Annotated in this window: 21 protein-coding genes; 11 read left to right on the plus strand and 10 right to left on the minus strand. The window is 59.4% G+C overall.

The genetic code is table 11. From position 1 onward, the window contains the following. Positions 1–75 precede the first annotated feature (75 nt). From lanM to BT125_RS26390, 6 genes are all read right to left on the minus strand, one after another. The gene (lanM, locus tag BT125_RS26370) at positions 76–3,150 is read right to left on the minus strand and encodes a type 2 lanthipeptide synthetase LanM (protein WP_072411874.1); all 3,075 of its coding nucleotides are present in this window, start codon (positions 3,148–3,150) and stop codon (positions 76–78) included. An 84-nt stretch (positions 3,151–3,234) separates the two neighbouring features. Continuing rightward, positions 3,235–3,393, minus strand: a complete 159-nt coding sequence (locus BT125_RS29520) for a hypothetical protein (protein ID WP_170842353.1) — start codon at positions 3,391–3,393, stop codon at positions 3,235–3,237. 474 nt (positions 3,394–3,867) lie between these two features. Beyond that, the gene (locus BT125_RS26375) at positions 3,868–4,359 is read right to left on the minus strand and encodes a GreA/GreB family elongation factor (RefSeq protein ID WP_072411875.1); all 492 of its coding nucleotides are present in this window, start codon (positions 4,357–4,359) and stop codon (positions 3,868–3,870) included. A gap of 70 nt (positions 4,360–4,429) precedes the next feature. Then, positions 4,430–4,786 carry a hypothetical protein gene (locus BT125_RS26380; protein ID WP_072411877.1) on the minus strand — a complete coding sequence of 119 codons (357 nt, stop codon included), beginning with the start codon at positions 4,784–4,786 and terminating at the stop codon, positions 4,430–4,432. A 115-nt stretch (positions 4,787–4,901) separates the two neighbouring features. Next, complete coding sequence (locus BT125_RS26385; RefSeq protein WP_072411878.1) at positions 4,902–6,755, minus strand: Lnb N-terminal periplasmic domain-containing protein; 1,854 nt, start codon at positions 6,753–6,755, stop codon at positions 4,902–4,904. 90 nt (positions 6,756–6,845) lie between these two features. Then, entirely contained in the window at positions 6,846–7,334 is a 489-nt protein-coding gene (locus BT125_RS26390; protein ID WP_024780764.1) for a DUF3015 domain-containing protein, read from the minus strand. A 274-nt stretch (positions 7,335–7,608) separates the two neighbouring features. On the opposite strand from BT125_RS26390, the gene BT125_RS26395 reads away from it, so the two are divergent. From BT125_RS26395 to BT125_RS26415, 4 genes are all read left to right on the plus strand, one after another. Further along, positions 7,609–10,047 carry a Lon protease family protein gene (locus tag BT125_RS26395; protein ID WP_060740549.1) on the plus strand — a complete coding sequence of 813 codons (2,439 nt, stop codon included), beginning with the start codon at positions 7,609–7,611 and terminating at the stop codon, positions 10,045–10,047. Positions 10,048–10,397: 350 nt separating this feature from the next. Then, entirely contained in the window at positions 10,398–10,739 is a 342-nt protein-coding gene (locus tag BT125_RS26405; protein WP_072411882.1) for a PA4575 family protein, read from the plus strand. Between the two features lie 132 nt (positions 10,740–10,871). Next, positions 10,872–11,360, plus strand: coding sequence for a TIGR00645 family protein (locus BT125_RS26410; protein ID WP_025215565.1), 489 nt, complete (start codon positions 10,872–10,874; stop codon positions 11,358–11,360). Positions 11,361–11,559: 199 nt separating this feature from the next. Continuing rightward, on the plus strand, positions 11,560–12,177 hold the full coding sequence (locus tag BT125_RS26415; protein WP_003205746.1) for a BamJ family beta-barrel-assembly machinery protein: 618 nt from the start codon (positions 11,560–11,562) through the stop codon (positions 12,175–12,177). A gap of 132 nt (positions 12,178–12,309) precedes the next feature. Here BT125_RS26415 and BT125_RS26420 read toward each other — a convergent pair whose 3' ends face one another. The 3 genes from BT125_RS26420 to BT125_RS26430 form a co-directional block, all read right to left on the minus strand. Further along, complete coding sequence (locus tag BT125_RS26420) at positions 12,310–12,567, minus strand: PA4570 family protein (RefSeq protein ID WP_072411884.1); 258 nt, start codon at positions 12,565–12,567, stop codon at positions 12,310–12,312. A 205-nt stretch (positions 12,568–12,772) separates the two neighbouring features. Further along, positions 12,773–13,114 (minus strand): zinc ribbon domain-containing protein YjdM, encoded by a 342-nt coding sequence (locus tag BT125_RS26425; protein ID WP_072411886.1) that lies wholly within the window; start codon positions 13,112–13,114, stop codon positions 12,773–12,775. A 198-nt stretch (positions 13,115–13,312) separates the two neighbouring features. Continuing rightward, positions 13,313–14,281, minus strand: a complete 969-nt coding sequence (locus BT125_RS26430; protein ID WP_072411888.1) for a polyprenyl synthetase family protein — start codon at positions 14,279–14,281, stop codon at positions 13,313–13,315. A gap of 239 nt (positions 14,282–14,520) precedes the next feature. On the opposite strand from BT125_RS26430, the gene rplU reads away from it, so the two are divergent. The 5 genes from rplU (at position 14,521) to BT125_RS26455 (ending at position 18,415) form a co-directional block, all read left to right on the plus strand. Further along, positions 14,521–14,835, plus strand: a complete 315-nt coding sequence (gene rplU / locus BT125_RS26435) for a 50S ribosomal protein L21 (protein WP_003176051.1) — start codon at positions 14,521–14,523, stop codon at positions 14,833–14,835. Positions 14,836–14,870: 35 nt separating this feature from the next. After that, the gene (gene rpmA / locus BT125_RS26440; protein WP_003205738.1) at positions 14,871–15,128 is read left to right on the plus strand and encodes a 50S ribosomal protein L27; all 258 of its coding nucleotides are present in this window, start codon (positions 14,871–14,873) and stop codon (positions 15,126–15,128) included. 190 nt (positions 15,129–15,318) lie between these two features. Further along, entirely contained in the window at positions 15,319–16,542 is a 1,224-nt protein-coding gene (gene cgtA, locus BT125_RS26445; protein WP_060740551.1) for an Obg family GTPase CgtA, read from the plus strand. 280 nt (positions 16,543–16,822) lie between these two features. Then, on the plus strand, positions 16,823–17,941 hold the full coding sequence (proB, locus tag BT125_RS26450) for a glutamate 5-kinase (protein ID WP_072411890.1): 1,119 nt from the start codon (positions 16,823–16,825) through the stop codon (positions 17,939–17,941). Between the two features lie 9 nt (positions 17,942–17,950). Continuing rightward, positions 17,951–18,415 carry a CreA family protein gene (locus tag BT125_RS26455; protein ID WP_072411892.1) on the plus strand — a complete coding sequence of 155 codons (465 nt, stop codon included), beginning with the start codon at positions 17,951–17,953 and terminating at the stop codon, positions 18,413–18,415. Positions 18,416–18,525: 110 nt separating this feature from the next. Here BT125_RS26455 and rpsT read toward each other — a convergent pair whose 3' ends face one another. Beyond that, the gene (gene rpsT / locus BT125_RS26460) at positions 18,526–18,804 is read right to left on the minus strand and encodes a 30S ribosomal protein S20 (RefSeq protein ID WP_003185593.1); all 279 of its coding nucleotides are present in this window, start codon (positions 18,802–18,804) and stop codon (positions 18,526–18,528) included. Positions 18,805–19,058: 254 nt separating this feature from the next. On the opposite strand from rpsT, the gene murJ reads away from it, so the two are divergent. Continuing rightward, positions 19,059–20,597 (plus strand): murein biosynthesis integral membrane protein MurJ, encoded by a 1,539-nt coding sequence (gene murJ, locus BT125_RS26465; RefSeq protein ID WP_072411894.1) that lies wholly within the window; start codon positions 19,059–19,061, stop codon positions 20,595–20,597. A 129-nt stretch (positions 20,598–20,726) separates the two neighbouring features. Beyond that, positions 20,727–21,665, plus strand: a complete 939-nt coding sequence (ribF, locus tag BT125_RS26470) for a bifunctional riboflavin kinase/FAD synthetase (RefSeq protein WP_083564563.1) — start codon at positions 20,727–20,729, stop codon at positions 21,663–21,665. Positions 21,666–21,670: the final 5 nt, after the last annotated feature.

The raw sequence follows: 21,670 nt of genomic DNA on the forward strand, positions 1-21,670 counted from the left end.
TCGGCAAGCACTGTGGTCGACTGACCCAGCGCTTTCGCGAGCAAGCCCGCTCCCACAAGGTATTGTGGCTGTTTTTTATCCTGCGGATTGCTTCGCGAAATCGAGCGAAAGAATATTTGGAAGGGTCGGATCGATCTCATACAGCAAGGCATAACCTGCGCCCGCAATGCCAGTCAGCAGGCTGACATCGGGAACCCGATCCTGGTCCAGGAAGGGGCCTTCGAAAAACTGCTGGGCGACCTCGCCAAGGGCCTGCTTGACCCTGCTGATGCCCTCGGGGTTATCGGTGTGCCGATACAGGTCATACAGGCAGATCAGATTGCCGAAATCGCCATGGCACAGGTTATAGCCATCGCTCAAGCCGTGCTGCCAGAGATTGTTCTCGCAACGCTGGATGTCGTCGAGCACCGTCTGCCGGGTGTTTTCGTCCAAAGCCTCTCCCATCGACTGCATGAGTTGTCGCCTGGCGATGAGGATGCCGCCGTCTCCGTGACACCACTTGGTGGCATGGTCGACAGGGCCCAGGTCTCTCAGGTCCAGCCAGAAACCTTCCCGGCTCAAGCGATTTTCACCCTCCAGTACCTGAGTGGCCAAGCGCACCAGCGCCACATCGCCGGTCACATCATAGGCTTTGCACAAGGCCAGGATGACGCCGGAGAGACCATGGGACAGGCCCGTTAAAATGACGGAGCGATCATTGCGTCGAAGAAGCTGGCCTTCTTCGATCAGTATCTGGTTCTTTATGTAATCAACCATGCGCCGAATGGCCGGCAGCACCTCCGCCTGCGCGGATAACCCATGGATATTGGCCAGCAATGTCACCGCACCACAACAGCCGCCCAGGAAATCGAAATCGTAGTGTTCAGGGGGGACATCAATCAGTTGGGTCAGCAGGCTGGCAATTTTCTCATCGTGTTTCGGATCACCCGTGATTTGGCGACGATTGATGAGCAAATAGAGATAAGAGCCCAGGCCATGATAGGCACTGACGGTCAGGTCGGCTTTGAAAAAGCCAAAATGTTGCTCCAGTGAGCCCAGTACCTGATCCATGAGCGACAGCACGTTTGGTTTGCCGCTTACCTTGAACAGGCTTAGATAAAACAACCCAATCCCGGCGATACCGGAGTACAGCCCATGATCCATGGGGGAAGGGTATTTTCCATGAGTCGTTGGGTGCTTATGAAAAGCCAACCAACGGATGTCTGTTGCCGTTCCCTTGATCGCAAGCGCTTCGAGGCGGGAACTGATGCTGAGTATTGCGTCGAGTCGATCCGCTTGGGGCGCTTTTTTTAGGGTGGCACGTGATGACGGCTGTCCATTTGACTCTGGATACAAACACATTTCGAGCAGGGTGAGTTGTAATGCCCTGTCGGCTGCGGAAAGATTGGCTATTTTCTGTATGCAGCTTTTTATCGGGGGTTGTACGTTCGTCATGTCTATTGTTTCACCTTGTGCGCTCATCAACGCGTTGGAATTGAGCGGCATGGTGAAACACGGAATACTGGATCTTTGCAGATCGGCTATTTCATGGCGGGGGATGCCCTTTGCCCGATAGGGCTCTTTCAAGTCTTTCCACAGGGTTGCAAGCAGAAGCTCCCGGTCCAACATGTTTTTCATGAAGCGAGGATGGCGGCTCAGCCCGATGAAGTCCGCATAACGTTGAGAGTTTTTGAGCAAAACACGGGTTGATAATTCGCCTGCGGATTGCTCAAGCATCTGCATGATCCCGTGCCGATGCGTCATCAATTCGCCATAAGCATATTCAAAGCCGTGGACAAGTTCGGCTTTATACGTTTCATGCCCTTTGCGTTCACCCTGCAGAAGCGGCAAATGCTTTTGCACCAGAAGGTGTCCGAACTCGACTTTACGTAAATGGTAAAAGCCATCTTCGAAAACCAGGGCGTGACGGGTGGAAATGAACAGCGCTTGCCGAGTCAGCCCGCTCTGGTCGTTATTGGATTTTTGTGAAAAGGGAACGAAGCCGCTGGAACACACCGACTGCTGGATCAATTTAAAGGTGTTGGACAGTGCGCTATCGAGCGGCAGTTCGAGCAGTAGTTCACTGGTGGATGCGGTGAACAAGCACTCCAGGTCAATCATGACCGGGCTACTGCCACACGCAATGATGTTCTCGTAATGGAAGTCGATGCCGTTGAGTGCATGAATGACGGCGATCTGTGCGCCCATCTTTTCATAGAACAGCGCTACGTCAGCTGCGCTGTCACAAGGCGTGTTGTCGACCTTTTCTATCCAGCTATGGCGCTCACGGCTGAGGATTCTTGGCGCGTGGATGGCAAAACAATCCGCGCCTGTCCATTCATGTAGTTGTCCAAGCAGTTGGTTGAAAAAAAGTGCTTCGCGGCTTGCTCTTGGTTTGTAGACCAATGAAATCGCGCGGACCTTCACTTGGCAGACCGTTTCGCCGCGACCATGGGGGTCACCCAGGCCGAACTCGATGGCGTCGATTTTCCGAGACGGGATCGAGAATTCCGCCTCCAGCGCTTCAACATCGTCGGCGAAATCGAAAATGACCTCATAAAGGTAATTGAGGGTATCTTCCAGCAAATCCAGCAGCAGTGTCGCCAGCACGGGATAGGATTCGAAAAAAACCAGCAACGGCAATGTGCGCAGGTGCTCGTTGAGTCCGTCCAGATCAATGTCATCGCCGTCGGCTATCCGCGTATTCAGATGGTGGACCAGGCTTTGTTCCGATGTACGTCGGACACGGGCCAAGACATAGTGCTCAAGGCTTGCCAGCAGGACGGGTCCATCAATGTGCAGTGACGCTTTGGCGTAGCGCTCATCCGCCTTGAACGTATCGATGAAATAAAGAAAAAAGCGATAGCCAAACCAATAAAAATTGTCTTTGCCGCTCGCGGCCTTTTCCGTGTCGACGTGAAGGCTATCAAGGCGAGCAAGCCTTTCCTTCAAGGCCCTCAAGACGGTTTCGCCGTCGTCAGGCAGGCGCCGCGGGTTACCCGGTGCCTTGGCATACGACGCCAGTTGTTCCCGGTTCAACCCGAAATAATCCAGCAAGGCCTGATCATCAGCATGCAGGCGGGTCAGGTTGTTTACAAAAAGGGCGATGTCGCCGTCGGAAGTGAATCTGTACTGACCTCGCTGATTCAACTTCAACGCGTTAACAAGCATGCCGTCGCTCCTGAAATGGATAGAGCAGGCGTTGCCTGCTCTATGGTTATGGGTGTTGCCTGTTTGGACGATCAGTGGAAAGGCTTAGCACCCGAGGGTCGAGCACTCGAGATTGGTGCATGTGCCAAAGGTGTTGCATTCCATTGTCGTTGCCAGTATCGAGCCCATGTTTTTGGTGGGCGCTTGATAAGCGTCGAAGTCGCTATAGAAGTCACCGGACATGTTCAGGATCTGTTCGCTCATGGTGTTTTCCTCATAAGTTATCAAGCAACAAGCACAGTCAGTTGGGTGCGAGCAGGCGCATCCGAACTGTAGGATGTTGATGATGTTGTTTTATAGGTGGATTAGGGCGTATCAAGGACCTGTTGGGCAGGTCCATGTTCTGCAACAGGATTTAGCATAAAAGAGCGGTGCAGTGTATGGCGGCAATGGTCAGTGCTACGGGTTCGATACCGAGGTCAGCTACCTGTCGATAGTCTTTTAAGACTCTGTCGAAGTTGCCTGGCATTACCAGTACCTGCTCGCTCATTAGTGCATCTCCTTTGTTGTTGCAATGCACCGGTTGTGGTGCGGAAAAAACAGTAGCATGGTCCTGATTTAACGCAAACTTGTTGTTATGACCTCGTGTTGCAGTTACATATGGCTACAGGCAAGTAACAAGTTGTTATTGGGTCTTGGTGCTAGAAGCGTTAATCATGTTTAAAGCGGCCGGAAATATCATGGAGTATCTATCGACACGATCTCGATGGCGAGATCTCCCAGTGGTCGCTTCCATGTCACTTCATCCCCCACCTTTGCCCCCAACAACGCCCGCCCCAGCGGCGAGCCCCAGTTGATCAAGCCGCTGGCCGCATCGGCCTGGTCTTCACCCACCAGTTGCACTCGTTGCTCATGATCCTGTTCATCGACAAAGGTCACCCAATGCCCGATCCGCACTTGATCGGACGGGGTCGGTGCAACGACCTGGGCGCTTTGCAGGCGCTGCTTGAAATAGCGCAGGTCCCGTTCAAGGTCGGCGATCCGTTGTTTGTCCGCCAATTCCCCTCGGGTCGCCTGCTGGCTGTGCAAGGTCTGCAACTCGGCGACCCGAGCCTGGAGCTGGGCAAGCCCGGTGGGCGTGACGTAATTGGGTTGCGCACTGACCTGACGTTCGACTGGCTGGTCGGCCTGGGCAGCGGCGTTGTCTTCGTTGACGAAAGCGCGGCTCATGGTGTTCTCCTCTATTGGAGCTTGGGCCATGGTTGCAGGCTTTTGGTTTCGACGGATGTCTGTACGCGACTCACGGCGAGCGATAAGCCCGGGCGGCGTCCCGGTCCTTCTCTTGTTGCCAGGCACGTTCGTGGTCATCCCAATGACGATCGCGGTAGGCATTGCGCTCCTCGCTTTCGCGCATCGCCTGGCACTGCCGGAAACCATCGCTCCAGCCTTCTGCGTAGCGTGCATCCTTGAGATAGCGCGGTACGTCTTTCCTGAACTGGCCGGTGATTACCCCCGCCGCTTGCCGACCACTGCTGCAACCGTCGTCGTAGCCGTCGGCGAACGCCGGTGGATAACCTCGGGCGATCAGGTCTTCATGAGTGGTTTCACAGCCACCGAGCAACATCAACATACCCAGTACCACTGCCGCGCGCCTCATTTGAGCCTTCCTGCCGTATCCACTTATACGAGAAGTCTAGAGGCGAATTCGTCAGGCCGATGTGAAAGCCCTGTGATTAATCCGTTTGTCTCTGTGCGCGTGCAGAGCGGTCCGGTCAATAGTGATACCACTTCACCTCAAGCATCACCTCGTTCTCCGGCGAAGCCAGGTGGCTGAACTCCCGCTGGGCACTCAAGCGCAGGCCGAGGTTGCGAGACAATTCCCACTGCTGGTTGAGGCTCAGGCTACGACGCACTTCGCCGTTGACGAAATAATCGCCCTTGGCTTCCAGGCTCAAGTTGCCCAGCGGGTTTTTCCACAGCACACCGCTGTTGAAGCCGGCGGCCGGGGCGACGAACTGGGCGAAGTCGTTGTTGTGCTCCACCCGCACTGTACCCAGGGCAAAGCCCAGTACATCTTCGCCCAGCGCCCAAGTGCCACCGGCACCGCCATTGACGTGGCTGACCAAGGTTTCATCGTCGTGTTTGCCCGGCACCCGCTCCAGGCCGCCGGTAACCTGCCAGGACAGCGGTTGCAGCAGCTCGTTGCGTGGGGTCAGGGAGCGAATGGTCGCCAGATCCAGTTGTTGCACTTGCCAGTCATTGCCTTCGTACTGGCGCAGTTTCAATTGCAGGATCTCGATCTGTGCCCCCAGCGGGAAGCTTTCGGCGTTGTCGTTGAGGTCGTGATAGGCCATGCGCAAGCCATATTCACCGAACGCCCGGTCGCCCCGGGTGCCGAGGCCGGCCTGCCAGGTGCGTGACTCATGGCCATCCTCGGGCAGGCCCGGTTGCGGGATGTCGAGTTCCGGCGCGGGGTTCTGGTTGATCGCCCGCAACAGCTCGAAGCTGCGCTGGGCCCGTTGCGGATCGCGTTCCTGGCCGTTGGCGCGATAGCGTTCCAGGCGATACGCAGCGTCGATGATCAGTGCCTGGCGTTCGCGGGGCAGCGCCTTGAATGCCGGTGCTTGCAGTTGCTGCTGATCGGCGCTGACGTTCAGTACCCATTGTTGTTCGTCATCGCTGAGCGGTTCGGCGCGGCTGAGCAGTTCCCGTTCCCGGGATGGCCGATATTGGATGCTTTCCACCAGGCCGGCTTCTTTCACCGCCTTGACGGTGTCGGTGGGAATCGCCGTCAGCGGGAATTGTTCGGTCAGGCGCAGGCTGGGGCGGGCCACTTGGAGCAATTCGAGCAAGCGATACGAGCAGTTTTCGTCGAAGAAGAAATAATCGAACTGGATCTGCTTGAGTTCCCACACATGCTCGACCATGCGTTCGGTTTCCACCTGGCTCAGGTTGAGGCGATATTCCCACAGGTCACGGTTCTCCAGGCTACGGTACTCGGAGAGTTTTTCCTGATACGGCACCAGGGCGAACAGGCCGGGATAGCCGCCCATCAGGCCTTTCCAGGCATAGAGGATGCTGTTGTCCGAGCCTTCGATGTAGGCGCCAAAGTTGATCGCGTAGCTGAGCAGGGCGGTCTTGTCGCTTTGCACATCGGCCTGGTCGATGCGCAACAGGGTGTGGCCGAACATCGAGGACGGGCTGTTGAGGTACGCGGCGGGGAAGATCATCACCGCGCTGTGGGGCGACACGTCCTTGAACCACTGGGTGAAGTCGCTGCAATTGACCGCCGGAAGGTCTGTCAGGTTGAGCTGCGCCTTCAGCCAGCGGGTGCGCGCCGGGTACACGCACTGGGCATGTTGCTGGCCGGCGCTGGCCGGGCCATACAGGGCTTGCAGCGTGGCGGTCAGTTCATGGTCAGGATGTTCATTGCCATCGGGGGCGAGGAAGAATTTTTTGTCGCTGATATAGCTGCGCCAGCCGCCCAGCTTGGCGGTTTCGTAGTGGCCCAGGGAGATCCAGAAGCGGTCATTGGCCAGTTGCTGCAAACGTTGAGGGTCGACATGAGGCGCGGCGGACAGCGGGGCGCACACACAGAGCGCCAGCCAGGCAAGGCGTTTGAGCATAGTTGACTACTTGGAAAGTCGAAAAAAATAAAGACCGAAGGGGCCCCAAAAAGAAAACCCGCTCCCCGAGAGGAGCGAGTGGTGTCGAGCTTAAGCTTGAGTAGCGTACTTGGCCAGGCGAGGGTCGTTTTTCAGCACGGCCAGGGTGTTGGTATGCACATCTTCCGCCGTCACGTCAGCCTTGCTGAAGATCTGTTGGAAGTGCTCGTGGGTAACGGCGGAGAAGTGTGCGCGATCTTCCGGCGCTACGCCCAGTACCACGGCATAGGTGGTCAGCGCTTCGCCCTGACCCTTGGCCATGTCTTCGGACAGCTCGTTCATCATGCCATTCATGGCCAGCCAGGACTTGCCGCCGTAGGTCAGGGCCGCGTTGGTCGAGCAGCCGTTAGTGCCGGAGGTCATGCCGAAGGTGGCGTTGCCGGAAGTGCCGTTGGTGGTGGATGCCAGGAAGTGAGCCGGGGTGCCACGCTGACCTTCGAACAGCATGTTGCCCCAGCCGCAATCCGGGCCGCCCGGCGCCTGAGCCATGGCGTTGAGGGATACAGCGGTGAAGAGAGTACCGAGAAGAATCCGTTTCATAGCTATGTTCTCTTTATGTGCATACCAATGGACAGGGTCTGGCCCCTACAGCTGCCAGTGGGCCGGTTATTGTTCCAGCCGCGCACTTTGGAGTTTAGGCACGATCCGAGGGTTCCGTGACATTTTGCAAAAACATTACTGGGGATCGCCTGTTTACGGGGCCCAGCCCGGGGTTTTTCCATTGACTATGCTTTGGTCTGAGGCGCTCCTTGCCAGTCAGGTGCAGGCAGCGCCAGAATGCCGCTATCTGCCCCGCCTGATGTAAGGAAGCCCGATGCCTGATCCTGTTGCTGCCAGCTTGCGTCTAGCGCCCGAAGCGCTGACCCGTCCGTTTTCCGCTGAACAGTTCAGCTTCTCTACCACCAATGATCTGGAGCCCTTCCGCGGTGTGCTTGGCCAGGAACGTGCGGTCGAAGCCTTGCAGTTCGGCGTGGCCATGCCGCGCCCCGGTTACAACGTATTCGTCATGGGCGAGCCCGGCACCGGCCGGTTCTCCTTCGTCAAACGCTACCTCAAGGCGGAAGGCAAGCGCCTGCAGACCCCGGCGGATTGGGTCTACGTCAACAATTTCGATGAGCCCCGCGAACCCCGTGCCCTGGAGCTGCCGTCCGGCACGGCCGGTGCGTTCATCGGTGACATCAACGGCTTGATCGACAACCTGCTGGCGACCTTTCCGGCGGTGTTCGAGCATCCGTCCTACCAGCAGAAAAAAAGCGCCATCGACCGCGCTTTCAACCAGCGCTACGACCGGGCCCTGGATGTGATCGAGCGCCTGGCGCTGGAGAAGGATGTCGCGCTTTACCGTGACAGCAGCAACATCGCCTTCACGCCGATGAGCGAAGGCAAGGCCCTGGACGAGGCGGAGTTCGCCCAGTTGCCGGAGGCCGAGCGCGAGCGTTTCCACGAGGACATCTCCGGCCTGGAAGAGCGCTTGAACGAAGAGCTCGCCAGCCTGCCGCAATGGAAGCGCGAGTCCAGTAACCAGTTGCGCCAGCTCAACGAAGAAACCATCACCCTGGCCCTGCAACCCTTGCTGGCGCCGCTGTCGGAAAAGTACGCGGAGAACGCCGCGGTCTGTGGCTACCTGCAAGCCATGCAGGTCTATCTGCTCAAGACCGTGGTCGAGCAACTGGTGGACGACAGCAAGACCGACGCCATCGCCCGCAAGCTGCTGGAGGAGCAATACGCGCCAAGCCTGGTGGTCGGGCACCCGTCCAGCGGTGGCGCGCCGGTGGTGTTCGAGCCGCACCCGACCTACGACAACCTGTTCGGCCGGATTGAATACAGCACCGACCAGGGCGCGCTCTACACCACGTACCGACAGCTGCGTCCGGGTGCCTTGCACCGGGCCAATGGCGGTTTCCTGATCCTTGAAGCGGAAAAGATGCTTGGCGAGCCGTTCGTGTGGGATGCGCTCAAGCGCGCCCTGCAATCGCGCAAGCTGAAGATGGAGTCGCCCCTGGGTGAGCTGGGACGGCTGGCCACGGTGACCCTGACGCCGCAGCACATCCCGTTGCAGGTCAAAGTCGTGATCATCGGCGCTCGTCAGCTCTATTACGCCTTGCAGGACCTGGATCCGGACTTCCAGGAAATGTTTCGCGTGCTGGTGGATTTCGACGAAGACATCCCGATGGGCGACGAGAGCCTGGAGCAGTTCGCCCAGTTGCTCAAGACCCGCACTTCGGAAGAAGGCATGGCGCCGCTGACCGCCGACGCGGTGGCACGCCTGGCGACCTACAGCGCCCGGCTGGCCGAGCACCAGGGACGCTTGTCGGCGCGTATCGGCGACCTGTTCCAACTGGTCAGCGAGGCGGATTTCATTCGCCAGCTGGCCGGTGACGAGATGACCGATGCCGGCCATATCGAACGTGCCCTCAAGGCCAAGGCCACCCGCACCGGACGCGTCTCGGCGCGGATCCTCGACGACATGCTGGCGGGGATCATCCTGATCGACACCGCGGGCGCGGCTGTGGGCAAATGCAACGGGCTGACGGTGCTGGAGGTCGGCGATTCGGCGTTTGGCGTGCCGGCGCGGATTTCTGCCACGGTGTACCCGGGCGGCAGCGGCATCGTCGACATCGAGCGGGAGGTCAACCTTGGCCAACCGATTCACTCCAAAGGCGTGATGATCCTCACCGGTTACCTGGGCAGCCGTTATGCCCAGGAATTCCCGCTGGCGATTTCGGCCAGCATCGCCCTGGAGCAATCCTACGGTTATGTGGACGGCGACAGTGCGTCCCTGGGCGAGGCATGTACGCTGATCTCGGCCCTGTCGAAGACGCCGCTGAAGCAGTGCTTCGCCATCACCGGCTCGATCAACCAGTTCGGTGAAGTGCAGGCGGTGGGTGGGGTCAACGAGAAGATCGAAGGCTTCTTCCGCCTCTGCGAAGCCCGGGGGTTGACCGGTGAGCAGGGGGCGATCATTCCCCAGGCCAACGTCGCGACGCTGATGCTCGACGAGAAAGTGCTGGCTGCCGTGCGCGCCGGGCAGTTCCACGTCTATGCGGTGCGTCAGGCCGACGAAGCCCTGAGCCTGCTGGTGGGCGAGCCTGCCGGTGAGCCGGATGAAAACGGCGAGTTCCCGGAGGGCAGCGTCAACGCCCGGGTGGTGGAGCGGCTACGGGTGATCGCGGAAATGATCAGCGAAGACGACATCAAGGAAGCGGAAAAGGAACTGGCGCAGCAGGCCTTGGCGGAGGCCAAGCCGGCTTGATGTTCTCTTGATCGCCGATAAGCCCTGTGGGAGCGGGCTTGTGGGAGCAAAGCTTGCTCGCGATAGCATTTGTCCAGTCAGCAGAAGTGTTGCATGTGGCAACCTCATCGCGAGCAAGCTTTGCTCCCACAGGCTTGCTCTCACAATCAATGTTTTGTGGATTAAGTTTCAAAAGTGTCGCCACTTTGGCGTCAATATTCACACTATGACCGCTCGGCGTATTCCGGTCTCGAAATCCCGTGGGACCGGAACTTTTCTTCTATCCTCAGCTCAAGGATAACGAGAGTCATCATTGGATCGAAACAGCCTCTTCCCGAGACTGAATACCGGATCTACCGAGGGGCGCCGCCATGTCGCGCAACCTTTGCCTCACTCGTCAATGCCTGGGCCTTGTCACCCGTATCGAATGCGCCATCCGTCCCCTGGCGGGAGATACCGGTATGTGGACCTTGCTCTTCGCCGCCGGAATGGCTGGCGAACAACCCTCCGCCATCAAGGCCCAGGGGCCATTTCCCGGCCCGACCGCCGCCGAATCCATCCTCGATACCATCGTGCAGAGCCTGACCTTGCACGGCTATGAGCTGGCCAACGACCCGCAGATCTGGTCCTTGCACATGCAGGCCCAACTGCGTGAAATCAATGGAGGCCGTTGTCGCAATGTCGGCGGCTTCGAGTTTCGTCCGCTGCATTGAAGGCCATCGCCGCACGGGCACTCGCAGAAAAATTTTGACACAAGAGCAGGGGCCAGGGATGGCCCCGGCATTTGTGGGGCAGGTCGTGGCTGATATACTCGCCGCGATTTTTCAGCCCAGGTGTGAGATTCAATGGAACGCTTTATCGAAAATGCAATGTACGCCTCCCGCTGGCTGCTGGCGCCGATCTATTTCGGGCTGTCCCTGGGCCTGCTGGCCTTGGCGCTGAAATTTTTCCAGGAAGTCTTTCACGTCATCCCCAATGTGTTCGCCATGGCCGAGTCCGAGCTGATCCTGGTGCTGCTGTCGCTGATCGACATGGCGCTGGTGGGCGGCTTGCTGGTGATGGTGATGATTTCCGGCTACGAGAACTTCGTTTCGCAACTGGACATCGACTCCGACAAGGAAAAGCTCAACTGGCTGGGCACCATGGACTCTTCATCGCTGAAGATGAAGGTCGCCGCCTCGATCGTGGCCATTTCCTCCATCCACCTGCTGCGCATTTTCATGGACGCCAAGAACGTCGATCCCGAGCACCTGATGTGGTACGTGATCATCCACATGACCTTCGTGGTCTCGGCCTTCGCCATGGGCTACCTGGACAAACTGACCAAGCACTGAGCCCGCTCCTCGCGCTGGCGCAACGCCCGCCTGGCGAACTGCAGGCGGGCGTTGTCGTTTCTGGCGGTTGCTTTGACGGGGGGCTCGTCACCCGCCGTGGCATCTGTGCTAGTCTGCTCGCCCTTTTGGTTCCGGGCGCTCCGGGAGGCGCTGTGCACGCACGGCAACTCTCGAGCCGTCCGCACAGCGGAGCAGCATCATGTCCGAAGTTAACCTGTCCACCGACGAAACCCGCGTCAGCTACGGCATTGGCCGTCAGTTGGGCGACCAACTGCGCGACAACCCGCCACCGGGTGTCAGCCTGGACGCGATCCTGGCCGGCCTGACCGACGCGTTCGCCGGCAAGCCAAGCCGCGTGGGCCAGGACGAGATGTCCGCCAGCTTCAAGGTCATTCGTGAAATCATGCAAGCCGAAGCAGCCGCCAAGGCTGAAGCCGCAGCAGGTGAAGGCCGTGCGTTCCTGGCGGAAAACGCCAAGCGTGAAGGCATCACCACCCTGGCTTCCGGCCTGCAGTTCGAAGTGCTGACCCAGGGTGAAGGCGCCAAGCCGACCCGTGAGGATCAGGTACGTACCCACTACCACGGCACCCTGATCGACGGCACTGTGTTCGACAGCTCCTACGATCGTGGCCAGCCAGCCGAATTCCCGGTAGGCGGCGTGATCCCAGGCTGGACCGAAGCACTGCAACTGATGAATGCCGGCAGCAAATGGCGCCTGTACGTGCCGAGCGAACTGGCTTACGGCGCTCAAGGCGTTGGCAGCATCCCGCCGCATAGCGTGCTGGTGTTCGACGTCGAGCTGTTGGACGTGCTGTAAGACCCTGTCCGGTTTAATGCCGGGCAAATATGTGGGAGCGGGCTTGCTCGCGAATGCGGACTGTCAGTCGACATTATCGTGAACTGACCCACCGCTTTCGCGAGCAAGCCCGCTCCCACATGACCTCTGCCTTCATCCGTGTAGCCTGCCGCTGAAATCACCCGTAGGGCGCAACGCCCGGGCATAGCAGAACAGGAACAGATTGCGCACCAGCTCCTTGAGCACCAGCGGCTCACTGGAATTGAGGCTGTTGAGGTCCAGGTCTCCTTGGTCCTGCAGCTCGTTCAAGGCTTCTTCTTCAAGCACCGCGCAGACTTCCCCAGTTTCCCGATGCAGGATCCTAAGGTAGGGATGTGGGCGGTCCAGCCAGGCATCGATCAAATAAGTCATGGTTCTCATCTCCTTGATGGGTTCGATGAGAATAATTCTTATTCGCTAAATAGCAAGTCTCTATTGGCGTTGCGATTGTTTTTCTGACGATGGGTTGTGCTAGCTCAAGGCGGCTGGCACCTGGCGAACGCTCGAGAAATGGGGTTGAAGCGGGGGAGGTGAAGCTCCATCCCACACGCAGGGCATGGGATGGAATGCAGCCGAATCAGACTTTTCTGACGAACTCGGATTTGAGTTTCATCGGGCCGATGCCGTCGATCTTGCAATCGATATCGTGGTCGCCATCGCACAGGCGGATGTTCTTGACCTTGGTGCCGACCTTGACCACCAGCGAGGTGCCCTTGACCTTGAGGTCCTTGATCACGGTGATGGTGTCGCCGTCCTGCAAGATATTGCCGACCGAATCTTTCTTCACGGTGTCGTCGGACGCCGCTTCAGCTTCGCCGCTGGCGGACCATTCGTGGGCACACTCCGGGCAGACCAGCTGGGTGCCGTCTTCGTAGGTGTATTCGGAATTGCATTTCGGGCAGGGAGGCAACGTGCTCACTAAGGTTCCTTGGGTATCAGGAGGGCAAAAGGGCGCACATTATATAGGGTTTTAGGCTGCGGAGGGCAGGGCGGCGAAAAACCCTTGTGGGAGCGAGCTTGCTCGCGATAGCGCTGGATCAGCAACATTGGCGCTGATTGACACACCGCTATCGCGAGCAAGCTCGCTCTCACAGGTTTCCCACAGGTTTTCATGCAATCAGTGGGTACGCGCCACCGCAAATTCACTCAGTTCCACCAGCGCATCGCGGTATTCGCTGGGCGGCAGGGCGTCGAGGCATTTGATTGCGCGGGCGACATAATCCCGGGCCAGTTTCGCGGTGTACTCCAGCGAGCCGGAAGCTTCGACCGCGATACGGATGCTTTCCAGGTCTTCGATCCCGCCTTTCTGGATCGCCTGGCGTACCAGTGCCGCCTGTTCTGGCGTGCCTTCGCGCATGGTGTAGATCAGCGGCAGGGTCGGCTTACCTTCGGCCAGGTCGTCACCGACGTTCTTGCCCAGGGTCTCGGCATCGCCCTTGTAGTCCAGCAGGTCGTCCACCAACTGGAAGGCCACGCCCAGGTGGTCGCCGAACGTGCGCAGCGCTTCGCTCTGCTCGGCGCTGGCGCCGGCCAGGGCAGCGGCGCTGTGGGTCGAGGCTTCGAAGAGCATCGCGGTCTTGCCGCGGATGACTTCCATGTAGGTCTCTTCCGTGGTGCTGGCATCGCGTACCTTGGACAACTGCAGCACTTCGCCTTCGGCGATGATGCGTGTGGCCTGGGACAGAATCTTCATCACCGGCATCGAGCCCAACTCGACCATCATTTCGAACGAGCGCGAATACAGGAAGTCACCCACCAGTACGCTCGGGGCATTGCCCCACATGGCGTTGGCGGTCGAACGGCCACGGCGCATGCCGGACATGTCGACCACGTCGTCATGCAGCAGGGTCGCGGTGTGCAGGAATTCGATGGTAGCGGCCAGCAGGCGCATGTCGTCGCCTTCGCGACCCAGGGCCTTGCCGCACAGCAGCACCAATAAAGGACGCAGGCGTTTACCGCCCGCCGACGTGATGTAGTCGCCGATTTTCGATACCAGCGGCACTCGGGAAGTCAGCTGCTTCTTGATGATGCCGTCGACGGCGCTAAAATCGTCCGCCACCGCGCGGTAGAAAGCTTGGGGTTGCATCAGCGACAGGTGCTCCAGAAGGGTTGCGCGGCATGCTAGGACCCACGTCCGCAGGTGTCAAGGCGCGATAGACGGCTACTTGCAAGGCTCTCGCGGCTTGCGTACAATCGCGCACCCTGAACTTCCTGGGCAGCACCTGCCTTACGCAATTGCATCCGGGCCTTCCAGCCCATGCAGCCATGCCAGCCAATACCTCTTCTTATAAAGCGCTGGGTGAGCAGGATTATCGGAGAAATACCATGTCGTACGCAGTAATTGTTACTGGTGGCAAGCAATACAAGGTCGCCCCAGGTGAATACCTGAAGATCGAAAAACTGGAAATCGCTACCGGCGAATCCGTGACTTTTGATCGCGTTCTGTTGGTCGCCAATGGCGATGACGTGAATATCGGCGCTCCAGTCGTTGCTGGCGCTACCGTTGTGGCTGAAGTGATCTCCCAAGGTCGTCACGATAAAGTCCGCATCATCAAGTTCCGTCGTCGTAAGCACCACATGAAGCGCATGGGCCACCGCCAGTGGTACACCGAGATCAAAATCACCGGTATTCAGGCTTAATTTCAGCCTAATTCCTCACTAGGAGAATTGAACTCATGGCACACAAAAAAGCTGGTGGTAGTACCCGTAACGGTCGCGACTCAGAAGCCAAACGCCTTGGCGTGAAGATGTATGGCGGCCAGGCTATCAAAGCAGGCAACATCATCGTGCGTCAGCGCGGCACCCAATTCCACGCTGGCTACGGCGTGGGCATGGGTAAAGATCACACCCTCTTCGCTAAAGTCGAAGGCGTGATCAAGTTCGAAGTAAAAGGCGCCTTCGGTCGTCGTTACGTAAGCGTTATCGCAGCTTAATTGCGAGACCGCTGGAAAAGCCCTGTCTTGCGACGGGGCTTTTTCGTTTGTGGGGTGAGTCTCTTGCAAAACTGTTTGTATGGGCTGTCAGCGCTGCGGTTGGGGCGTGTCATCAGGTCGCTGCGCTCATTTTTGCAAGAGTCTTATGTCTTGTTTTTTTGGCTCGTCCGTATGGCGAGAGGCGTGTGTCATGAAGTTTGTTGATGAAGTATCGATTCGAGTGAAGGCCGGCGACGGCGGCAATGGTTGCATGAGTTTCCGTCGGGAAAAATTCATTGAAAACGGTGGCCCTAACGGCGGTGACGGGGGTGACGGCGGCTCGATCTACATGCTCGCCGACGAAAACCTCAACACCCTGGTGGACTACCGTTACACCCGGCACTTCGATGCCGAGCGTGGCTCCAACGGCGGTAGCACCGACTGCACCGGCAAGAAGGGCGAAGACCTGATCCTGCGCGTGCCAGTCGGCACCACGGTGATCGATTCGGCCACCCAGGAAGTGATTGGCGACCTGACCAAGGCCGGCCAGCGTCTGCTGGTCGCCCATGGCGGCTGGCATGGCCTGGGCAACACCCGTTTCAAATCCAGCACCAACCGTGCGCCGCGCCAGACCACGCCAGGCAAGCCCGGCGAGCAGCGTGACCTGAAGCTGGAAATGAAAGTGTTGGCCGACGTGGGCCTGCTGGGCCTGCCGAACGCCGGTAAAAGTACCTTTATTCGCTCGGTGTCGGCGGCCAAGCCCAAAGTGGCCGATTACCCGTTCACCACTCTGGTGCCGAACCTGGGTGTGGTCAGCGTCGACCGCTGGAAGAGTTTCGTGATCGCCGACATTCCAGGGCTGATCGAAGGAGCTTCCGAAGGCGCGGGCCTGGGGATTCGTTTCCTCAAGCACTTGTCCCGCACCCGCCTGTTGCTGCACCTCGTCGACATGGCGCCGCTGGATGAAACCGACGCCGCCGATGCCGCCGAAGTCATCGTCAACGAGCTGACCAAGTTCAGCCCGGCCCTGGCCGAGCGTGATCGTTGGCTGGTGCTGAACAAGTGCGATCAGATCCTCGAAGAAGAACATGAGGAGCGGGTCAAGGAAATCGTCGACCGCCTGGAGTGGGAGGGCCCGGTCTATGTGATCTCGGCCATCGCCAAAGAAGGCACCGAGCGCCTGTGCCACGACATCATGCGTTACCTGGAGGATCGCGCCGATCGCCTGGCCAACGATCCGGCCTACAAGGAAGAGCTGGCCGAGCTCGACCAGCGCATCGAAGATGAGGCTCGTGCCCAGCTGCAGGCGCTGGACGACCAGCGTGCCCTGCGTCGCAGTGGCGTCAAGTCGGTCCATGACATCGGTGACGACGATTGGGACGAAGAGGATGTGGATGACGAAGATGGTCCGGAAATCATCTACGTTCGCGACTGATCTTGTGCTGATGCCGCTCAGCTGAACCAGGACCTGTGGGAGCGAGCTTGCTCGCGAAAGCGGTCTGTCAGTTGACATGGTCGTTAGCTGACACGCCGCTATCGCGAGCAAGCTGCGCTCCCGCAGGTTCAAGTGTTTCAGCGCAGTGTTATCATCGCCGGCAAGCCGGTTCCCAAGGCGCCGCTCATTTGAGCGGCGTTTTGGTATCTGTAAAACGCAAATACGAATAATCCCATGGGTGGCGCTGGGTCGCGCCGTTCGCTGGCAAAGGTTGAAGATGATGCGGAGCAAGGTGACGGGGGCGCGGCGCTGGGTCGTGAAGATCGGTAGCGCACTGCTGACGGCGGATGGCAAGGGGCTGGATCGCCAGGCAATGGCGGTGTGGGTCGAGCAGATGGTGGCCTTGCATGAGGCCGGCGTCGAGCTGGTATTGGTCTCCTCAGGGGCTGTGGCGGCCGGTATGAGTCGTTTGGGCTGGACGTCGCGACCCAGCGCGATGCACGAGCTGCAGGCCGCTGCTGCCATCGGCCAGATGGGCCTGGTGCAGGCTTGGGAGTCGAGCTTTGCCGAGCACGGTCGCCATACGGCGCAGATCCTGCTGACCCACGACGACCTGTCCGATCGCAAGCGTTACCTCAATGCCCGCAGTACCTTGAGAGCGCTGGTGGAGCTGAAGGTCATCCCGGTGATCAACGAGAACGACACAGTGGTCACCGACGAGATCCGTTTCGGCGATAACGACACCCTGGCGGCGCTGGTGGCGAACCTGGTGGAGGCGGACCTGTTGGTGATCCTCACGGATCGCGACGGCATGTTCGACGCCGATCCGCGCAATAACCCCGATGCCAAGCTGATCTACGAAGCCCGTGCCGACGACCCTGCGCTGGACGCTGTGGCGGGCGGCACGGGCGGTGCGCTGGGGCGCGGCGGCATGCAGACCAAGCTGCGTGCGGCACGTCTGGCTGCGCGCTCCGGGGCTCACACTATCATTGTCGGCGGTCGGTTGGAGCGGGTGCTGGATCGTCTGAAGGCGGGCGAGCGCATCGGCACTTTGCTGTCTCCTGAGCGTGGCATGCTGGCGGCGCGCAAGCAATGGCTGGCCGGGCACCTGCAAACCCGTGGCACGCTGGTGCTGGATGCGGGCGCCGTGACGGCGTTGTCCCAGGGCAACAAAAGCCTGCTGCCGGTGGGTGTGAAGCTGGTCCAGGGCAGCTTCCGTCGCGGCGAAATGGTCGTGTGCGTGGCGCCGGACGGTCGCGAGATCGCCCGTGGCCTGGCCAACTACAGCGCCCTGGAAGCACAGAAAATTATCGGTCAGTCGTCTGATGCGATTGTCGGTCTGTTGGGTTACATGGCGGAGCCTGAACTGGTCCACCGTGACAACCTGATCCTCGTCTAAGGAAAAATCATGGGTTTGGCAAAAGGATTGATCGGTTTGCTGCTGGCAGTACCGCTGCTGGCGTCGGCCGAGGAAATTGGCCAGGTGTCGACGGTGTTCAAGTTTGTCGGGCCGAACGACCGGATCGTGGTCGAGGCATTCGATGATCCCAAGGTCGATGGCGTGACCTGCTACCTGTCGCGGGCCAAGACGGGTGGCGTGAAAGGCGGCCTGGGCCTTGCCGAGGATCGCGCCGAGGCGTCCATCGCCTGTCGCCAGGTGGGGCCCATCAGCTTCAAGGGTGAGCTCAAGGATGGCGAGGAGGTGTTCCGCGAGCGCACTTCGCTGGTGTTCAAGACCATGCAGGTGGTGCGTTTCCTCGACAAGAAGCGCAATACGCTGGTTTACCTGGTCTACAGCGACCGCGTGATCGAGGGCAGCCCGCAGAATGCGGTAACGGCGATTCCGATCTTGCCGTGGGCTAGTACTCAATAATCGACACATAGCCCTGTGGGAGCGAGCTTGCTCGCTCCCACAGTTCTGGATGAAGAATGCCAGGCAATAAAAAACCGACCCTGGGGTCGGTTTTTTAACGAGCGCGTCGCTTAGGCAGCAGCGGCAACGTTCAGGGCCTTTACGTGGCCATTCAGGCGGCTCTTATGACGAGCAGCCTTGTTCTTGTGGATGATGCCTTTATCGGCCATGCGGTCGATAACTGGCACAGCCAGAACGTAAGCAGCTTGAGCTTTTTCAGCGTCTTTTGCGTCGATGGCCTTGACTACGTTCTTGATGTAGGTACGGACCATGGAACGCAGGCTGGCGTTGTGGCTGCGACGCTTCTCAGCCTGTTTTGCACGTTTTTTGGCGGAAGGTGTGTTGGCCACCGTCGAGCTCCTCGAAAGACTTTTTGGGAAATAGCAAACAAAATAGGCCGCGAATCATGCCGATGAGTTGAAGTCTTGTCAAGGGCGGGTGACGCGTTCCGCTGAATGGCAGGTGCTGCGCACCGAAGGATTTCTTTCCGGCGTGCGACCTGTAAACTCGCGGGCTTTGGCTCTGCACTGTTTAGCGGCGCGGAGTATCGCACAAGTGGGCGCGTTGTTCGCCTGCTGTTTATCGACAGGCAAAAACTCTTTTCATGAATCTGCTCAAATCGTTGGCCGCCGTCAGCTCTATCACGATGCTTTCCCGCATCCTGGGGTTCGTTCGCGATACGCTGATCGCACGGATATTCGGCGCCGGGATGGCGACGGACGCCTTCTTCATCGCCTTCAAGCTGCCTAACCTGTTGCGGCGGATCTTCGCCGAGGGGGCGTTCTCCCAGGCCTTCGTGCCGATCCTGGCGGAATATAAAAGCCAGAAAGGCGATGAGGCAACCCGCACATTCATTGCCTATGTCACCGGTCTGCTGACCTTGGTGCTGGCGCTGGTCACGGCCGCCGGCATGCTCGCCGCGCCCTGGGTGATCTGGGCCACGGCGCCGGGCTTCACCGACACCCCGGAAAAATTCCAGCTCACCGCGGACCTGTTGCGGGTGACCTTTCCTTATATATTGCTGATCTCCCTGTCGTCCCTGGCCGGGGCGATCCTCAATACCTGGAATCGCTTTTCCGTGCCGGCCTTTGTGCCGACCTTGCTCAACGTCAGCATGATCGTCTTCGCCGTGTTCCTGACACCGTATTTCGACCCACCGGTGATGGCCCTGGGCTGGGCGGTGCTGGTGGGTGGCCTGGCGCAACTGCTCTATCAACTGCCGCATCTGAAAAAGATCGGCATGCTGGTGCTGCCGCGGCTGAACCTGCGCGACAGCGGTGTGTGGCGGGTGATGAAGCAGATGCTCCCGGCGATCCTGGGGGTGTCGGTGAGCCAGATTTCCCTGATCATCAACACTATTTTCGCCTCGTTCCTGGTGGCCGGCTCGGTGTCGTGGATGTACTACGCCGACCGTCTGATGGAGTTGCCGTCCGGCGTATTGGGCGTGGCCTTGGGCACGATCCTGTTGCCGACCCTGGCCAAGACCTACGCCAGCCAGGACCGCCACGAATACTCGCGAATTCTCGATTGGGGCCTGCGCCTGTGCTTTGTGCTAGTGCTGCCGTGCTCCCTGGCGCTGGGGATCCTGGCCGAGCCGTTGACCGTCTCGTTGTTCCAGTACGGCCAGTTCAATGCGTTCGACGCCTTGATGACCCAGCGTGCGCTGATCGCTTACTCGGTGGGCTTGCTCGGGATCATCGTGATCAAGGTGCTGGCGCCAGGGTTCTACGCCCAGCAGAACATTCGCACGCCGGTGAAGATCGCCATCTTCACCCTGGTGATGACCCAGTTGTTCAACCTGTTGCTGATCGGTCCGTTGGCTCATGCCGGCCTGGCCCTGGCGATCAGTGCCGGTGCCTGCCTCAACGCCGGGTTGCTGTTTTATCAGTTGCGCAAGCAGAAGATGTATCAGCCGCAGCCGGGCTGGGGCAAGTTCGGCCTCAAGCTGCTGGTGGCCGTGGCCGTGATGTCGGCGGTCCTGCTTGGAGCGATGCATTTCATGCCGGCCTGGGGCGAAGGGCAGATGCTCGCGCGTTTCCTGCGCCTGGGTGTGCTGGTGGTTGCCGGTGTGGTGGCGTATTTCGGCATGTTGCTGCTGATGGGGTTCCGTCTGCGCGACTTCAATCGCAAGGCCTTGAGCTAAGGGCGAGCCCTCGATAATGCCGGGCCGGGCAGTGGTTTTGTCGGTTCGATCACTTTGGCGTGCGGTGTTGCCTGTCGTCGGCCGCCGGGTGTGGTTATAATCGGCCACTTTATGAGCAAGAAGCGCGTTATGCAGCTGGTTCGAGGCCTCCACAACCTGCGCCCCCAGCATCGGGGCTGTGTCGCCACTATTGGCAACTTTGACGGTGTTCACCGTGGCCACCAGGCTATCCTGGCGCGACTGCGCGAGCGTGCGCTGGAGTTGGGCGTGCCCAGCTGCGTGGTGATTTTCGAGCCCCAGCCACGGGAGTTTTTCGCCCCGGACACCGCCCCGGCCCGTCTGGCCCGGTTGCGGGACAAACTGCAACTGCTGGCCGCCGAAGGTGTCGACCGGGTCCTGTGCCTGGCCTTCAACCAGCGCCTGAGCAAGCTCAGTGCCGCCGAATTCGTCGATACCATCCTGGTGGGCGGTCTCGATGTGAAGCATCTGGAAGTTGGCGATGATTTCCGTTTCGGCTGCGACCGGTCCGGGGATTTCGATTACCTGCAACAGGCCGGTATCGCCCAGGGCTTCACCGTTGAAGCGGCGCAGACCGTCGAGATGGATGGCTTGCGCGTCAGCAGCACCCAGGTCCGCAATGCCCTGGCGGCGGCCGACTTCGAATTGGCCGAGCGCTTGCTCGGCCGGCCGTACCGGATTGCCGGGCGGATCCTGCACGGGCAGAAGTTGGCGCGCCAATTGGGCACGCCGACGGCCAACGTGCAGCTCAAGCGTCGTCGTGTGCCGCTGACCGGGGTGTTCCTGGTGAGCGTGGAGATCGACGGCAAGACCTGGCCCGGCGTCGCCAACATCGGCGTGCGCCCCACGGTCCAGGGCGATGGCAAGGCCCACCTTGAAGTACATGTTCTGGATTTTGCCGGCGATCTGTATGACCGGCGTTTGACGGTGGTTTTCCACCATAAGCTGCGTGAAGAGCAGCGTTTTGCCTCTCTGGAGGCGCTCAAGACGGCGATCCATGCAGATATCGCCGCCGCCCGTGCCCTTGTCGCAACCAGCGCCAATCGCTAATGAAG

The organism is Pseudomonas sp. NFACC04-2 (assembly GCF_900119265.1).
GTDB classification, from domain to species: domain Bacteria; phylum Pseudomonadota; class Gammaproteobacteria; order Pseudomonadales; family Pseudomonadaceae; genus Aquipseudomonas; species Aquipseudomonas fluorescens_AA.

What these genes read in the sequence shown, in the direction of transcription:
- lanM (WP_072411874.1), bottom strand. Translation starts at nt 3,150, where the DNA reads ATGCTTGTTAACGCGTTGAAGTTGAATCAGCGAGGTCAGTACAGATTC.
- BT125_RS29520 (WP_170842353.1), bottom strand. Translation starts at nt 3,393, where the DNA reads ATGAGCGAACAGATCCTGAACATGTCCGGTGACTTCTATAGCGACTTC.
- BT125_RS26375 (WP_072411875.1), bottom strand. Translation starts at nt 4,359, where the DNA reads ATGAGCCGCGCTTTCGTCAACGAAGACAACGCCGCTGCCCAGGCCGAC.
- BT125_RS26380 (WP_072411877.1), bottom strand. Translation starts at nt 4,786, where the DNA reads ATGAGGCGCGCGGCAGTGGTACTGGGTATGTTGATGTTGCTCGGTGGC.
- BT125_RS26385 (WP_072411878.1), bottom strand. Translation starts at nt 6,755, where the DNA reads ATGCTCAAACGCCTTGCCTGGCTGGCGCTCTGTGTGTGCGCCCCGCTG.
- BT125_RS26390 (WP_024780764.1), bottom strand. Translation starts at nt 7,334, where the DNA reads ATGAAACGGATTCTTCTCGGTACTCTCTTCACCGCTGTATCCCTCAAC.
- BT125_RS26395 (WP_060740549.1), top strand. Translation starts at nt 7,609, where the DNA reads ATGCCTGATCCTGTTGCTGCCAGCTTGCGTCTAGCGCCCGAAGCGCTG.
- BT125_RS26405 (WP_072411882.1), top strand. Translation starts at nt 10,398, where the DNA reads ATGTCGCGCAACCTTTGCCTCACTCGTCAATGCCTGGGCCTTGTCACC.
- BT125_RS26410 (WP_025215565.1), top strand. Translation starts at nt 10,872, where the DNA reads ATGGAACGCTTTATCGAAAATGCAATGTACGCCTCCCGCTGGCTGCTG.
- BT125_RS26415 (WP_003205746.1), top strand. Translation starts at nt 11,560, where the DNA reads ATGTCCGAAGTTAACCTGTCCACCGACGAAACCCGCGTCAGCTACGGC.
- BT125_RS26420 (WP_072411884.1), bottom strand. Translation starts at nt 12,567, where the DNA reads ATGACTTATTTGATCGATGCCTGGCTGGACCGCCCACATCCCTACCTT.
- BT125_RS26430 (WP_072411888.1), bottom strand. Translation starts at nt 14,281, where the DNA reads ATGCAACCCCAAGCTTTCTACCGCGCGGTGGCGGACGATTTTAGCGCC.
- rplU (WP_003176051.1), top strand. Translation starts at nt 14,521, where the DNA reads ATGTCGTACGCAGTAATTGTTACTGGTGGCAAGCAATACAAGGTCGCC.
- rpmA (WP_003205738.1), top strand. Translation starts at nt 14,871, where the DNA reads ATGGCACACAAAAAAGCTGGTGGTAGTACCCGTAACGGTCGCGACTCA.
- cgtA (WP_060740551.1), top strand. Translation starts at nt 15,319, where the DNA reads ATGAAGTTTGTTGATGAAGTATCGATTCGAGTGAAGGCCGGCGACGGC.
- proB (WP_072411890.1), top strand. Translation starts at nt 16,823, where the DNA reads ATGCGGAGCAAGGTGACGGGGGCGCGGCGCTGGGTCGTGAAGATCGGT.
- BT125_RS26455 (WP_072411892.1), top strand. Translation starts at nt 17,951, where the DNA reads ATGGGTTTGGCAAAAGGATTGATCGGTTTGCTGCTGGCAGTACCGCTG.
- murJ (WP_072411894.1), top strand. Translation starts at nt 19,059, where the DNA reads ATGAATCTGCTCAAATCGTTGGCCGCCGTCAGCTCTATCACGATGCTT.
- ribF (WP_083564563.1), top strand. Translation starts at nt 20,727, where the DNA reads ATGCAGCTGGTTCGAGGCCTCCACAACCTGCGCCCCCAGCATCGGGGC.